Raw genomic sequence first — 12,419 nt, 5'->3', positions numbered from 1 at the left:
CCGTTCGCCCTGAGCCTGTCGAAGGGCTGTTCTTTCTTGAAGAAAAATGCAGGGCTTCGACAGGCTCAGCCCGAACGGGTTAAGAAAAGACGGTGCCATCCATCAGCTTGCGGGCGGTGCGCAGCATGGCGGCGCTGGCGACATTGCCGCTTTCGTCCAGTTCCATGACGCAGGTGGTTTCGCCGGTCGGATGTTCGACCGACAGCGTCTTGCGATTGCCGGGGGGGATATTGGCGACTTGCGCCGCGGGCGACCCTTCGATCAGGCAGGCGGTGGCGACGCTGACCGCGCCCAGCACGCCGATCGAGGCATGGGCGCGGTGAGGGATGAAGCTGCGCACGGTGACGGCGCCGCCGTCGCGGGGCGGGGCGACCAGCATCATCTTGGGTACTGACTTTTCGCTGACATCACCCAGGTTCATGCGTTCGCCGACGGCGAGTCGGATGGCCTCGATCCGGGCCTTCAGCGCGCTGTCCTTGTCCAGCGTGTCGCGATCCTCATAGCCGGTGATGCCGACATCGGCAGCCTTCATGACGACACAGGGCATCCCATTGTCGATCATGGTGACCGGCACGCCTTCCACCATATCGAAAGCATTGCCGGTCGGGAGCAGCGCGCCGCAGGACGAACCGGCGGTGTCCCGAAATTCCAGCGGAATGGGCGCGGCGCTGCCGGGGACACCGTCAATTTTGGCGTCGCCGTCATAGCGCACAATGCCGCCGGGGGTCTGGACCGTGGCGATGGCGATCTGGCCGGTATTTTCCATGAAGATGGATACCCGCGTCTCGCCATCCTGTGCGGCGATCAGGCCGCGCTCGATCGCGAAGGGACCGATGCCAGCCAGGATATTGCCGCAATTCTGCGCGTCGCTGACGATCGCCTGATCCACGAACACTTGCAGGAAGAGATAGTCGATATCGACGCCGTCGCGCTGCGATTTCCTGACGACTGCGACCTTGCTGGTCAGCGGGTCGGCACCGCCCATGCCGTCGATCTGGCGCGGGTCGGGCGACCCCATGGCGCGCAGGAGGAAGGCATCGCGGGCGATGGTGTCGGCGGGCAGGTCGTCGGCCAGGAAATAGCCACCCTTTGACGTGCCACCGCGCATCCACATGACGCGGGCGGAGTTGATCACGGTCATAACTATACTCCGCTCGGGCTGAGCTTGTCGAAGCCCAGCCCTTCTTCCAAAGAAGAACAGCCCTTCGACAGGCTCAGGGCGAACGGGTTATGAGGCTCGCGCCACTCACACATATTTCAGGCCCATCTCTTCGAGGCGCGGGCGCATATTGTAGATGTCGAGGCCGAGTTCACCTGCGGCGAGGCGGACACGCTTGGCTTCTTCGGCGGCTTCGCGGGCCTGGGCCTTTTCCAGCACCGACACGGCGTCGGCGCGGGGGACGATGCAGACGCCGTCATCGTCGGCGATGACAACGTCGCCCGCATTAACCAGCGCATTGGCGCAGACGATGGGGACGTTGACCGATCCCAGCGTCCCCTTGATCGTACCCTGGGCGTGGACCGCCTTTGACCAGACCGGGAAGTTCATCTGCTTGAGGTCGCGCAAATCGCGCACGCCCGCGTCGATGATGAGGCCGCGGCAGCCACGGGCCTGGGCGGAGGTGGCGAGCAGGTCGCCGAAATAGCCGTCGGTGCAGGGGCTGGTGGGAGCGAGGACGAGGATGTCGCCTTCCTTCAATTGTTCGATCGCGACATGGACCATCCAGTTGTCCCCCGGAGGGGCGGAGATGGTGACGGCGCTGCCCGCGATCCGGGCGCCGGGATAGATGGGTCGCATATGGGGGGCGAGCAGGCCGGTGCGGCCTTGGGCTTCATGGACGGTGGCGACGCCGCATTGAGCGAGACCGTCAATGACGGAAATCTCCGCCCGTTCGATATTCTGGACGACGATGCCGGACATGGCGCTGTTCCTTCTCCTAAAGCCGACAGTGACATGGACATATGTAACGCAATGCTCAAATCGGTTCTGGCGCGGACACATAAAATTTTGCTAATTGTCAAAAATGGAAGCTGATCAGTTCAATATCCGGCACTTGGCCGCGCTGGTCGCGGTGGTTGATCAGGGCAGCGTCAGCCTGGCGGCGCGGGCGGTGAATTTGACCCAACCGGCGGTGACGCAGGGCATCGCCAAGCTGGAGGCGCAACTGGGCGCGGCGCTGTTCGAGCGGCGACCGGGCGGGATGGCACCGACCGACGTGGCACTGCGGTTCAAGCCGCGGGTCGAGGTCGCGTTGCGGCTGATCGGCAGCAGCCGGGTGACGGCAGCGCAAATCCGCGCCTTTGTCGCACTGGCGCGGGCGGGCAGCTACGCGGCGGCGGCGGCGCTGGTCGGGGTGGCGGAGCCGTCGCTGCACCGGGCGGTGGGCGATCTGGGGCTGGCGCTTGGGGTGCGGCTGGCTGAGCGGCGGGGTAGGGGGTTGATGCTGACGCGCGCGGGCGTGGCGCTGGCGCGGCGGTTGCGGCTGGCGCTGGCGGAACTGCGACAGGGGCTGGAGGAGATTGCCGAACTGCGGGGGCAGGAAAGCGGGCGGATATTGGTAGGCGCTATGCCGCTCAGCCGGGCGCGACTGCTGCCGCTGGCGATCACCCGATTCCGCCGCGATTTTCCGCAGGTCGACATATCCGTGGTGGAAGGTTCGCACGCTGAACTGGTGGGGCCGCTGCGCGATGGCGAGATCGACATGATGGTCGGTGCCTTGCGCGATGCGACAATCGGGCAGGATCTCGTCCAGTTGCCCCTGTTCGAGGACCGACCGACCATTTTTGCGCGGGCGGGCCACCCGCTGGAGCGGGGCTGGGATGGCGATGATCTGCGGCGCTTGCCCTGGATATTGCCGCCCGAAGGGACGCCGCTGCGCCAATTGTGGCGGGCTATGTTCGCGGCGCTGGGGGGTGACTTGCCTGCGGTGCCGATCGAATGCGGATCGGTCATGACTGTGCGGCAATTGCTGGTGAGCGGCGACTATCTGACCTTGTTGTCGGTCGATCAGTTACGGGTCGAACTGGACAGTGGGATGCTGGCGGATATCGGCCCGGCGCCGGGCGAGATCAGCCGCACCATTGGCCTCACCAGCCGGGCCGATTGGCGACCGACGCGGCTGCAACAGCAGTTCATGGTGGCGATCGAGCGGGCTGTAGTAGAGATGAATTCGTAAAATCTTATAGTAAGGCCCCGGATATGATTGGCGACTGCGGCTTCAATCCGGCATCCCATTCGCATGGAGCAGGAAGTCGGTCTCATCGGGTTTGGCGAAGCGGGGTCCACCTTTGCATTGGCAGGGGACTGGGCGGCAGCCGCCCATGTCTATGATGCCAAGACGGAATGCGTGACCACGCGCGATGCGATGCTGGCCGCCTATGCGCAGGCGGGTGTGCTGCCTGCGCGCTTCATGGAAGACGCGCTGGACGGGGTGGAACTGATCCTGTCGCTGGTGACGGCGGATCAGGCGCTTGTCGTGGCAGAGGCGGCGGCAGCGTTGATCGCGCCGGGAGCGATCTTCTGCGACATGAACAGTGTCGCGCCGCAGACCAAGCAGGCGGCGGCGCGGGCGATCGAGGCGGCGGGCGCGCATTATGTCGATGTCGCTGTCATGGCCCCGGTCGATCCGGCGCGGTTGAACGTGCCGTTGCTGTTGAGCGGTGACAAGGCGCAAGTTGCAGAGGTGCGGTTGCAGGCATTGGGCTTTGCCAAGACGCGCGTTGTTGGCGCGGATGTGGGGCGCGCGTCGTCCATCAAGATGATCCGGTCGGTCATGGTCAAGGGGATAGAGGCGCTGACCGCCGAATGTGTGTTGGCGGCGGATGCGGCCGATGTGCTGGACGAGGTTCTGGCGTCGCTCGATGCGAGCGAGAAGGCGAGGCCCTGGGACGCGCGGGCGGACTATAATCTGGACCGGATGCTGGTGCATGGCCTGCGCCGTGCGGCCGAGATGGAGGAAGTGGTCAAGACGCTGGAAGGCCTTGGCACCGGTGCGGCGATGACGCGCGGGACGGTCGAGCGGCAGCGGGCGATCGGCGCGTTGGGGGTGACGGCGGTGCCGGAGGGGTTGGGGGCGAAGATTGGGGTTTCTTCACCTCGTCATCCCCGCGAAGGCGGGGATCCAACTCCGGTCCTGGCGATGGCTGAAGCGGTGGGAGATGGATTGCCTTCGGCGCACTATCGTGTCCCGCCTGCGCGGGAATGACGGGGGTTGCGGGACAGGTTTTGGGCGGCTCGTTGCAAGGCTGTTGGGGCTAGATGGGTTCCCGCCTTCGCGGGGACGACGGTGAGTTGGTGGAGATGAGAGCGGATGAGCCTGATTATTGATTGCCATGGCCATTATACGGTGTTGCCCAAGGGGCACGACGCGTGGCGCGAAGAACAGAAGGCCGCCTTCAAGGCCGGGACGCCGTGCCCGCCCTATCCTGAGATTAGCGACGCTGAAATTCGCGAGACGATCGAGGCGAACCAGTTGCGGCTGATCAAGGAGCGCGGCGCGGATCTGACGATCTTTTCCCCCCGCGCGTCGGCGATGGCCCCGCATGTCGGCGATGAGGCGATGGCCAAGGAATGGGCGATCCGCTGCAACGATCTGATCGCGCGGGTCGTGGCGATGTTCCCCGAAACCTTCGTTGGCGTGTGCATGTTGCCCCAGTCGCCCAAGGCCGACATGAGCAATTCGATCGCGGAGCTGGAGCGCTGCGTCACGCAAATGGGCTTTATCGGCTGCAATCTCAATCCCGATCCGGGCGGCGGGCATTTCACCCATCCGCCGCTGACCGATCGCTACTGGTATCCCTTTTACGAGAAGATGGTCGAGCTGGACGTCCCGGCAATGATCCATGTGTCGGGCAGCTGCAACCCGGCGATGCACGCGACCGGCGGATATTATATCGCGGCCGACACGATCGCCTTCATGCAGCTGCTGGAGGGCGATCTGTTCAAGGATTTCCCGACGCTGCGCTTCATCATCCCGCATGGCGGCGGCGCGGTACCCTATCATTGGGGACGTTACCGGGGTCTGGCCGACATGCTAAAAAAGCCCGACCTGGCGACCCATTTGATGAACAATATCTATTTCGACACCTGCGTCTATCACCAGCCGGGCATCGACCTGCTGGCCGACGTGATCGACAACAAGAATATCTTGTTCGGGTCGGAAATGGTCGGCGCGGTGCGCGGGATCGATCCCACCACCGGGCAATATTTCGACGACACCAAACGCTATGTCGATGCGCTGGATGTTAGCGATGCCGAGCGCGCCGCCATTTTCGAGGGCAATGCCCGCCGCGTCTTTCCCCGGCTGGATGCGCAATTGAAGGAGAGGGGACTATGATTACAGAAGATCCCAAGCATCAGGATATTCACGAATATCTCGCCGAGATGGAGGATATTCCCGGCACCCGCGTGTTTACCGCCAAGCGGGCGCGGCAGGGCTATCATATGAACCAGTTTGCGATGAGCCTGATGAAGGACGAGAATCGCGCCAAGTTCAAGGCTGACGAACGCGCCTATATGGACGAATGGCCGCTGACTGAGGACATGAAGCAGGCGTTGCTGGCGCGCGATTATAATCGCTGTCTGGATCTGGGCGGCAATGTCTATTTTTTGGCGAAGTTGTTTTCGACCGATGGCATTCCGTTCGCTGAAGCGGTCAGCACCATGACCGACATGGAATTTCCGCAATATCGCGAGATGATGATGAATGGTGGCCGCTCGCCCGAAGGCCTGCGGTCGATCAGGGCCAATGCGGCTGCGGCCAAGAAAGAGGATCGCTGATATGGCGCGGATTACTGCTGGCGTGGCGTCGAGCCATGTGCCGCTGCTGGGTGTGGCGTCGGATTTCGACAAGGATCGCGACGAATATTTCGGCCCGATCTTTGCAGGGTATGACTGGACGCGCGAATGGGAGAAGGCGGAAAAGCCGGACGTCATCATCCTGGTCTATAACGACCATGCGTCCGCCTTTGACATGAAGATTATCCCGACCTTCGCGATCGGCTGTGGCGAGCGTTACAAGTCGGCGGACGAGGGCTGGGGGCCGCGCGCCGTGCCGGACGTGGAGGGGCATCCTGACCTCGCCTGGCATATCGCGCAGAGCCTGGTGCTGGACGAGTTCGACATGACCATCATCAACGAGATGGATGTCGACCATGGCCTGACCGTGCCGCTTTCCATGATGTTCGGCAAGCCTGACGCCTGGCCATGCAAGGTCGTGCCGCTGGCGGTCAATGTCGTCACCTATCCGCCGCCGTCGGGCAATCGCTGCTGGGCGCTGGGCGAGGCGGTGCGCAAGGCGGTCGAAAGCTTCCCTGAGGATCTGAACGTGCAGGTGTGGGGCACGGGCGGCATGAGCCATCAGTTGCAGGGGCCGCGCGCGGGCCTGATCAACAAGGAATGGGATAACCGTTTCCTGGACGGTCTGGTCGGTGACAGCGACCATCTGCGCCGGATTCCGCATATCGAATATCTGCGCGAGACCGGCAGCGAAGGCATCGAGATGGTGATGTGGCTGGTGATGCGCGGCGCGCTGGGGAAGAAAACCCGTGCGCTGCACCGCCATTATCATGTGCCCTGCTCCAACACCGCGATCGGCCATATGGTGCTGCGCCCGGATAATGGCGAAGGGCTGGACATGACCGGTAGCGACACGGTGAGCGCTATCGCGGCGGAGTAGACCCCCTTCAAGATGGGCGCAGGCTCGCTTCGCTCGCACCCACCCCTTCCCCCTCCCTTAAAAGGGAGGGGCTTATTATGGAGTAGTTTTCCATGCGTATTGCCCTGGCTGGTGCGGGCGCCTTTGGCGAAAAGCATCTGGATGGCCTGAAGAATATCGATGGCGTGAGCGTGACGTCGCTGGTTGGGCGGCGGCTGGATGCGACGCAGGCGATTGCCGACAAATATGGCATTGGCCATGCAACCACCGAGCTGGCAGACACGCTGGCGCGCGATGATGTTGATGCGGTAATTCTCTGTACGCCGACGCAGATGCATGCGGCGCAAGCCATTGCCTGCATGAATGCTGGCAAGCACTGCCAAGTCGAAATTCCGCTGGCCGACAGCTGGGCGGATGCGCAGGCGGTGCTGGCCAAGCAACAGGAAACCGGCCTCACCTGCATGGTCGGGCATACGCGGCGGTTCAACCCCAGCCATCAATATGTCCATAATCTGATCACGGCGGGTGATCTGAACATTCAACAGATGGATGTGCAGACCTATTTCTTCCGCCGCAAGAATATCAATGCCAAGGGGGAAGCACGGTCGTGGACCGACCATCTGCTGTGGCACCATGCCGCGCATACGGTTGACCTGTTCGCCTATCAGGCAGGCAAGATCGTGTCGGCGCACGCGATGCAGGGACCGATCCACCCGGAACTTGGCATTGCGATGGACATGGCGATCCAGCTGAAAAGCGAGAGCGGGGCGATCTGCACCCTGTCGCTGTCGTTCAACAATGACGGGCCGCTCGGCACCTTCTTCCGCTATATCGGCGACACCGGCACCTATATTGCGCGCTACGACGACCTGGTAAATGGCAAGGAAGAGCCGATCGACGTCAGCAAGGTGGCCGTGTCGATGAACGGCATCGAGTTGCAGGACCGCGAGTTCATCAGCGCGATCCGCGAAGGCCGCGAGCCCAATTCGAGTGTCGCCAAAGTGTTCGATTGCTATCGCGTGCTGGGCGAGCTGGAGCAGCAGCTGGCGTAATGGAGATCCCTTCGGGGTCGCAAGGAAGGGTGCGGCGGAAACATCCGCTGCGCCCTTTTTGCGTCAGGCGGTGACGAAGGGGTGCGCCAGCCGCAGATCGTCGAGCAGGGTTTCGAGCCTGGCGACATCGGCAAAGGCACCGGTCGGTGTCACCGACCAGTTGCAATGGGGATGGGTGGCGCGACTGTAGAGGCGGATCGGGCCGATCAGCTTGCGCCAATGATGTTTGCTCTTGCCATGGTCGCGCAGCAATTTCGCCACGAGCAGATCGGTCAGCTTATCCACGGTCATCGCCTGTGCATAGGGCCGGGCGGGCGCAGGTTCAACCGTCTCTGGCAGCGCGCCAGACACGGGGTGGCTGGCCGATATGGCGGGCGAAGAAGCGCGAGAAATAGGCCGGGTCCTCAAAGCCTGTGGCATAGGCGATCTCTGCCACCGACATTTGCGAATAAAGCAGCAGGCGGCGCGCCTCCAGCAGGGCGCGGTCGTCGAGCATCTGGGCGGGGGATGTATTGGCAACGCGGGCGCAGGCCTGACGCAGGGCGGTGAGGCTGACGCCCAATGCGCGGGCATGGTCCGACACTGGTTCGCGCTGGCGAAAGCGCTGCTCGATCCGTTCGCGCAAGCGGGCGACGAGCGTCGCTTGGCGCGGGGTGCCGGGCAGTACTTGTTGCGTGAGGGCCGCGTGGCGCAGCGCCAGCACCATGAGCGCGAGCAGCGCGGATTCGATCGCAGCGCGCTGGCCGGGGCCGGACCAGCCCAGTTCCTGCGCCATGCGCGCGATCGCGGCTTCGGCGGCGTCGCCCTCCGCCTGTGGCAGCATCACGGCATGGGGGTGGGCAAAGAGCGGGGCGAGATCGGCGTCGCGGGCGACCAAGTGGCGCAGATAGGCCGCGGCGATGGTGGTGACATGGCCGCTGGATTCGCGGTGCCAGGTGAAGCCATGGACGATCCCGGCCGGGACCAGCAGCAGACAGGGCGCCTCGAACCGGAACTCGCTCGCTTCGGCCTGCATCGCGCCGCCGCCCTGCGCTATCAGGATGATATGGTTGAGGTCGCGATGGACATGGCGGTTGATCGTCCATTCGCTGGGGCGGGATCGGTCGTCCAGGCTTTCGACATGGACGAACCCTTCCGCTACGCTTCGCTGCGGTTCGCCATAAAGGTAGAAGCTGGGGACGGGGGCGATCGTCATGGGCGGCGTCAGCCGGGGCGGGCGCGCAACGGGATCAGCAGCGCTGCACCGACCAACGATCCAAGCGCCATGGCGAAGGCGACCCAGGGTAGGCTGACGTCGAGGCTGAAGAGGAAGCCTGCCAATATCGGTCCCAGCGCCGCGCCGCCACGTCCGACGCCGATGACGATACCGGTCCCACCGGCGCGCACGGCGGTCGGGAATGACTGGGCGACCAGCGCGTAGAGACCGACAACCGCGCCGTTGGTGCAGAAACCGGCGGCGGCGGCAATCAGGCTGAGGCCCGCCAGCGTCGTCTGTTCCTGACCGAATAATGTGACCAGACAGGTGGAGGCGACCATGGCGATGATGACCAGCGGCCGGATCGCGATCCGCCAGCTGAGCGCGCTCAAGAGCAGCGCGCCCAGCAGGCCGCCGACATTGGCCCAGACCAGCACCCCGCCTGCGGCCGAGGGGGCATAGCCCATGTCCACCACGATCTTTGGCACCCATTTCAGGATGAAATAGAAGGTCATGATGTGGCAGAAATAGCCAAGCGTCAGTAGGATGGTGGTGCGGGCCAGGCCCGGCGCGAATAGCGCGGCGAAGGAGGGTTTGAGCGCTTTGCTGTCAACCGGCGGCAGGGCGTCGATCGGGGGCTGGCCGAGGCGGCCTAGCGCATTATTGACCCGCACCAGCGCGTTGTCGGGCCGCTTTTGCAGCAGGAAGCCGATCGATTCAGGTAGCAGGAACCAGATGAAGGGCAGGAACAGGGCGGTGGCGACGCCGCCCAACAGGAAGATGTCGCGCCAGTCGCCCGCGACCAGCAGATGAGAGGCGACCGACCCGCCAAGGATCGCGCCCGCCGGATAGCCAGCCGCCATGATCGCGACCCCCAGACTGCGGGCGCGGGCATTGGCCAGTTCGGCGACCATGGCATTGGTGCAGGCGAGCATCCCGCCAATGCCAAGGCCGGTGACCAGACGAATGACCGAGAGCGAGACGACGTCCCATGCCTGCGTCGCGGCGCCCATGCCTGTCGCCATAACGATGAGGCAGAAGAGGATGGTGGGGCGGCGGCCGATCCGGTCGGCGACATTGCCGAGCAGGACGGAGCCGACCGCCATGCCAATCAGTTCCATCGAGAGGACGAGGCCAAGAGCGGCGCGATCAACGCCCCATTCCTTCGCGATGCCGGGCGAGGCGAAGCTGATCGCCAGCACATCGAACCCGTCCAGTGCATTGAGCAGGACGCACAATATGATCGCGATGATTTGAAGCCGCCCCATGGGCGCTTCATCCAGTCGCCGCCGGACGTCCGTTGCCTGCTCTCCCATCCTCAATCCTTTTGTTTTCAGCCGACCGCGAAAATGTCGAGCCGTACATGGTCTCTATAGCGCGCAGCGGTGCAGAGAAAGACCGTGCGGCCGAGCCAGGCGTGCGGGCCATCGCTCGCCACGTCGCAGCGCGGTGTGGTGCGGAAATAATAGAGCGCGGGATCGACCACTTCGCCCGCCGAGATCCGCGCCAGCACCGGGGCAGGGCCGTGGCGATAGCCAGGATTGACGATCGACAGGATTGTGCCGTCGCTGGCCTCTATCGAATAGCGGGCGAGAATGTCCGCAGTCCCGTCCGAGCGAATGGACTGCCAGTCCGCGCCGCCGGGCAGGATTTTGCCGGTCAGGCGCGGGCCATCCACGCTGCCGCCGGTAATGGGGATGACCCGCTTGCGCACCCCATCGACGGTGCCCAGTTCCTGCGGCGCGCCGATCAGCACGCGCAACCGCATGGCAAGGGTGAGCGGCGGGGTCGCCAGCGCATCGGAGGGAGCGGCCATGGCGGGAGCGGCAGCGCCGGCGAGGGCGAGGCCCGGCATCGCCTTGAGCAGGCTGCGGCGGGGCAGGGGATCGGTCATGTCTCTCCTCTCGCGTCTCTGTCGGATCGTCCATTATGGGTTCTTGCGCTATTTCATGCGATAATCCGCCATACCGGTCAAGTTTGCGCTGCATTCGCTCAAAGAAGCTGCTGAATCGTCCAACTATATGGTTGGTCCGCCCCTGTGATGACGACCTGCAAAAGGCCATGATCGGCGCAAATCTGGTTCGGCAGGAGAGGCTTATCATGAAAACGCAGGTTGCGATTATCGGCGCTGGGCCAGCCGGGCTGTTGCTCGGCCATTTGCTGCGGGCCGAGGGGATTGAGACGGTCATCGTCGAGCGCGCTGCGCCCGATTATGTGCTGGGCCGCATCAGGGCGGGCGTGCTGGAACGGACGACGACCGATCTGATGGACCAGCTGGGCCTGGGCGCGCGGATGCACGCCGAAGGCCTGCCGCATGACGGCTTTCATCTGGCCGATGGCGAGCGGTTGATCCGCATCGACGTCGCCGCGCTGACTGGCAAGCAGGTGATGGTCTATGGCCAGACCGAAATCACCCGCGACCTGATGGAGGCGGCGCCCGAACGTGGGCTGGAGATCATCTATGAGGCTGGCGACGTCACGCTGCATGATGTCGACAGCGATGCGCCCTATCTGACCTATAGCAAGGATGGCACGACCCACCGGATCGATGCGCAATTCCTGTGCGGTTGCGATGGTTTCCATGGCCCCTCGCGCAAGGCGATCCCAGCATCGGTGGCAACCGCCTATGAGAAAGTCTATCCGTTCGGCTGGCTGGGCATATTGGCCGACGTGCCGCCCTGCAATCACGAGCTGATCTACGCCAATCACGAACGCGGCTTTGCGCTGGCGTCGATGCGGTCGGAAACGCGCAGCCGCTATTATGTGCAGGTGGCGCTGGACGAGAAGGTCGAGGATTGGTCCGACGACCGGCTGTGGGACGAGCTGGCGATCCGGCTGGGGCCGGAGGCCGCGGCGCAGATGGTGCGCGGCCCGGCTTTGGAAAAGTCGATTGCGCCGCTGCGTTCCTTCGTGTTCGAGCCTATGCGGCACGGGCGGCTGATGCTGGCGGGTGACAGCGCGCATATCGTGCCGCCAACCGGGGCGAAGGGGCTGAACCTGGCGGCATCGGACGTGCATTATCTGTCGCAGGCGCTGATCGGCTATTTCCGGCGCGGGGATTGTGACGGGGTGGCAGGCTGTTCCGCCAAGGCGCTGGCGCGTGTGTGGAAGGCGGAACGTTTTTCCTGGCAGCTCACCCGGTTGATGCACCGCTTTCCCGACAGCGATGCGTTCGACCGGCGGATGCAGGTCGCCGATCTGGACTATATTGCTTCGTCGGTGGCGGCGCAGACGACGATCGCGGAAAATTATGTGGGCCTGCCACTATAGGGGCAGGGTTCGCTGCTTCAGTCAGGATCGGGCGACGAGAATGGCGTGGGCAGGCTGGAAAGCCGCCTGCGCCATTCTCCGTTTCAGCCGGTGGAAATTCCGATGTTTGAGGGGGTTTGGCGTCATTTTCGTGAACATTCTCAACAAAAAATCGTTCCGCAGGCATTTTTCCTGTTGACCGAATCTCTGGCCTTACCTAGAGGGCTGTTCACCGGACGGGGCGCTGCCTAATGGGAGCGTTCGGTA

At 63.8% G+C, this 12,419-nt stretch carries 14 protein-coding genes; 8 read left to right on the top strand and 6 right to left on the bottom strand.

The features are described from left to right. Positions 1 to 79: 79 nt before the first annotated feature. The gene (locus ACODSR_RS13925; protein WP_489077270.1) at positions 80 to 1,141 is read right to left on the bottom strand and encodes a 4-oxalomesaconate tautomerase; all 1,062 of its coding nucleotides are present in this window, start codon (positions 1,139 to 1,141) and stop codon (positions 80 to 82) included. A gap of 105 nt (positions 1,142 to 1,246) precedes the next feature. Continuing rightward, entirely contained in the window at positions 1,247 to 1,921 is a 675-nt protein-coding gene (gene ligK, locus ACODSR_RS13920; protein ID WP_489077269.1) for a 4-carboxy-4-hydroxy-2-oxoadipate aldolase/oxaloacetate decarboxylase, read from the bottom strand. A 103-nt stretch (positions 1,922 to 2,024) separates the two neighbouring features. Here ligK and ACODSR_RS13915 point away from each other — a divergent pair, with 103 nt between their 5' ends. From ACODSR_RS13915 to ACODSR_RS13890, 6 genes are all read left to right on the top strand, one after another. Beyond that, positions 2,025 to 3,176 (top strand): LysR family transcriptional regulator, encoded by a 1,152-nt coding sequence (locus ACODSR_RS13915; RefSeq protein WP_489077268.1) that lies wholly within the window; start codon positions 2,025 to 2,027, stop codon positions 3,174 to 3,176. Positions 3,177 to 3,239: 63 nt separating this feature from the next. Continuing rightward, on the top strand, positions 3,240 to 4,205 hold the full coding sequence (locus ACODSR_RS13910; protein ID WP_489077267.1) for an NAD(P)-dependent oxidoreductase: 966 nt from the start codon (positions 3,240 to 3,242) through the stop codon (positions 4,203 to 4,205). 105 nt (positions 4,206 to 4,310) lie between these two features. Continuing rightward, entirely contained in the window at positions 4,311 to 5,336 is a 1,026-nt protein-coding gene (locus ACODSR_RS13905) for an amidohydrolase family protein (protein ID WP_489077266.1), read from the top strand. Next, on the top strand, positions 5,333 to 5,779 hold the full coding sequence (gene ligA, locus ACODSR_RS13900) for a protocatechuate 4,5-dioxygenase subunit alpha (RefSeq protein WP_489077265.1): 447 nt from the start codon (positions 5,333 to 5,335) through the stop codon (positions 5,777 to 5,779). The genes ACODSR_RS13905 and ligA overlap by 4 nt, the downstream gene beginning before the upstream one ends. Position 5,780: 1 nt before the next feature. After that, positions 5,781 to 6,677, top strand: coding sequence for a class III extradiol dioxygenase subunit beta (locus ACODSR_RS13895; protein ID WP_489077263.1), 897 nt, complete (start codon positions 5,781 to 5,783; stop codon positions 6,675 to 6,677). Positions 6,678 to 6,769: 92 nt separating this feature from the next. Beyond that, the gene (locus ACODSR_RS13890; RefSeq protein WP_489077261.1) at positions 6,770 to 7,708 is read left to right on the top strand and encodes a Gfo/Idh/MocA family oxidoreductase; all 939 of its coding nucleotides are present in this window, start codon (positions 6,770 to 6,772) and stop codon (positions 7,706 to 7,708) included. A 63-nt stretch (positions 7,709 to 7,771) separates the two neighbouring features. Here ACODSR_RS13890 and ACODSR_RS13885 read toward each other — a convergent pair whose 3' ends face one another. The 4 genes from ACODSR_RS13885 to ACODSR_RS13870 are packed head-to-tail and all read right to left on the bottom strand — an operon-like array spanning position 7,772 to position 10,797. Further along, the gene (locus ACODSR_RS13885; protein WP_119746773.1) at positions 7,772 to 7,999 is read right to left on the bottom strand and encodes a hypothetical protein; all 228 of its coding nucleotides are present in this window, start codon (positions 7,997 to 7,999) and stop codon (positions 7,772 to 7,774) included. A gap of 31 nt (positions 8,000 to 8,030) precedes the next feature. Then, a complete protein-coding gene (locus ACODSR_RS13880) occupies positions 8,031 to 8,903 on the bottom strand; it encodes a helix-turn-helix domain-containing protein (RefSeq protein ID WP_489077259.1) in 873 nt (290 codons plus the stop codon). Positions 8,904 to 8,911: 8 nt separating this feature from the next. Continuing rightward, positions 8,912 to 10,219 (bottom strand): MFS transporter, encoded by a 1,308-nt coding sequence (locus ACODSR_RS13875; RefSeq protein ID WP_489077257.1) that lies wholly within the window; start codon positions 10,217 to 10,219, stop codon positions 8,912 to 8,914. A gap of 17 nt (positions 10,220 to 10,236) precedes the next feature. Next, positions 10,237 to 10,797, bottom strand: a complete 561-nt coding sequence (locus ACODSR_RS13870) for a DUF3237 domain-containing protein (RefSeq protein WP_489077255.1) — start codon at positions 10,795 to 10,797, stop codon at positions 10,237 to 10,239. Between the two features lie 206 nt (positions 10,798 to 11,003). Between ACODSR_RS13870 and pobA the strand changes: the two genes are divergently transcribed. Together pobA and ACODSR_RS13860 are read left to right on the top strand one after the other, a co-directional pair. Next, entirely contained in the window at positions 11,004 to 12,173 is a 1,170-nt protein-coding gene (gene pobA / locus ACODSR_RS13865) for a 4-hydroxybenzoate 3-monooxygenase (protein WP_489077253.1), read from the top strand. 45 nt (positions 12,174 to 12,218) lie between these two features. Beyond that, complete coding sequence (locus ACODSR_RS13860; RefSeq protein WP_489077251.1) at positions 12,219 to 12,404, top strand: hypothetical protein; 186 nt, start codon at positions 12,219 to 12,221, stop codon at positions 12,402 to 12,404. Positions 12,405 to 12,419 lie beyond the last annotated feature (15 nt).

The sequence above is a fragment of the Sphingobium sp. FG125 genome (assembly GCF_057809795.1).
This window is presented reverse-complemented; position numbering and strand designations above follow the sequence as displayed.

Bases quoted from the DNA above. Each gene is read 5' to 3' on its own strand.
- ACODSR_RS13925 (WP_489077270.1), bottom strand. From the start codon at position 1,141: ATGACCGTGATCAACTCCGCCCGCGTCATGTGGATGCGCGGTGGCACG.
- ligK (WP_489077269.1), bottom strand. From the start codon at position 1,921: ATGTCCGGCATCGTCGTCCAGAATATCGAACGGGCGGAGATTTCCGTC.
- ACODSR_RS13915 (WP_489077268.1), top strand. From the start codon at position 2,025: ATGGAAGCTGATCAGTTCAATATCCGGCACTTGGCCGCGCTGGTCGCG.
- ACODSR_RS13910 (WP_489077267.1), top strand. From the start codon at position 3,240: ATGGAGCAGGAAGTCGGTCTCATCGGGTTTGGCGAAGCGGGGTCCACC.
- ACODSR_RS13905 (WP_489077266.1), top strand. From the start codon at position 4,311: ATGAGCCTGATTATTGATTGCCATGGCCATTATACGGTGTTGCCCAAG.
- ligA (WP_489077265.1), top strand. From the start codon at position 5,333: ATGATTACAGAAGATCCCAAGCATCAGGATATTCACGAATATCTCGCC.
- ACODSR_RS13895 (WP_489077263.1), top strand. From the start codon at position 5,781: ATGGCGCGGATTACTGCTGGCGTGGCGTCGAGCCATGTGCCGCTGCTG.
- ACODSR_RS13890 (WP_489077261.1), top strand. From the start codon at position 6,770: ATGCGTATTGCCCTGGCTGGTGCGGGCGCCTTTGGCGAAAAGCATCTG.
- ACODSR_RS13885 (WP_119746773.1), bottom strand. From the start codon at position 7,999: ATGACCGTGGATAAGCTGACCGATCTGCTCGTGGCGAAATTGCTGCGC.
- ACODSR_RS13880 (WP_489077259.1), bottom strand. From the start codon at position 8,903: ATGACGATCGCCCCCGTCCCCAGCTTCTACCTTTATGGCGAACCGCAG.
- ACODSR_RS13875 (WP_489077257.1), bottom strand. From the start codon at position 10,219: ATGGGAGAGCAGGCAACGGACGTCCGGCGGCGACTGGATGAAGCGCCC.
- ACODSR_RS13870 (WP_489077255.1), bottom strand. From the start codon at position 10,797: ATGACCGATCCCCTGCCCCGCCGCAGCCTGCTCAAGGCGATGCCGGGC.
- pobA (WP_489077253.1), top strand. From the start codon at position 11,004: ATGAAAACGCAGGTTGCGATTATCGGCGCTGGGCCAGCCGGGCTGTTG.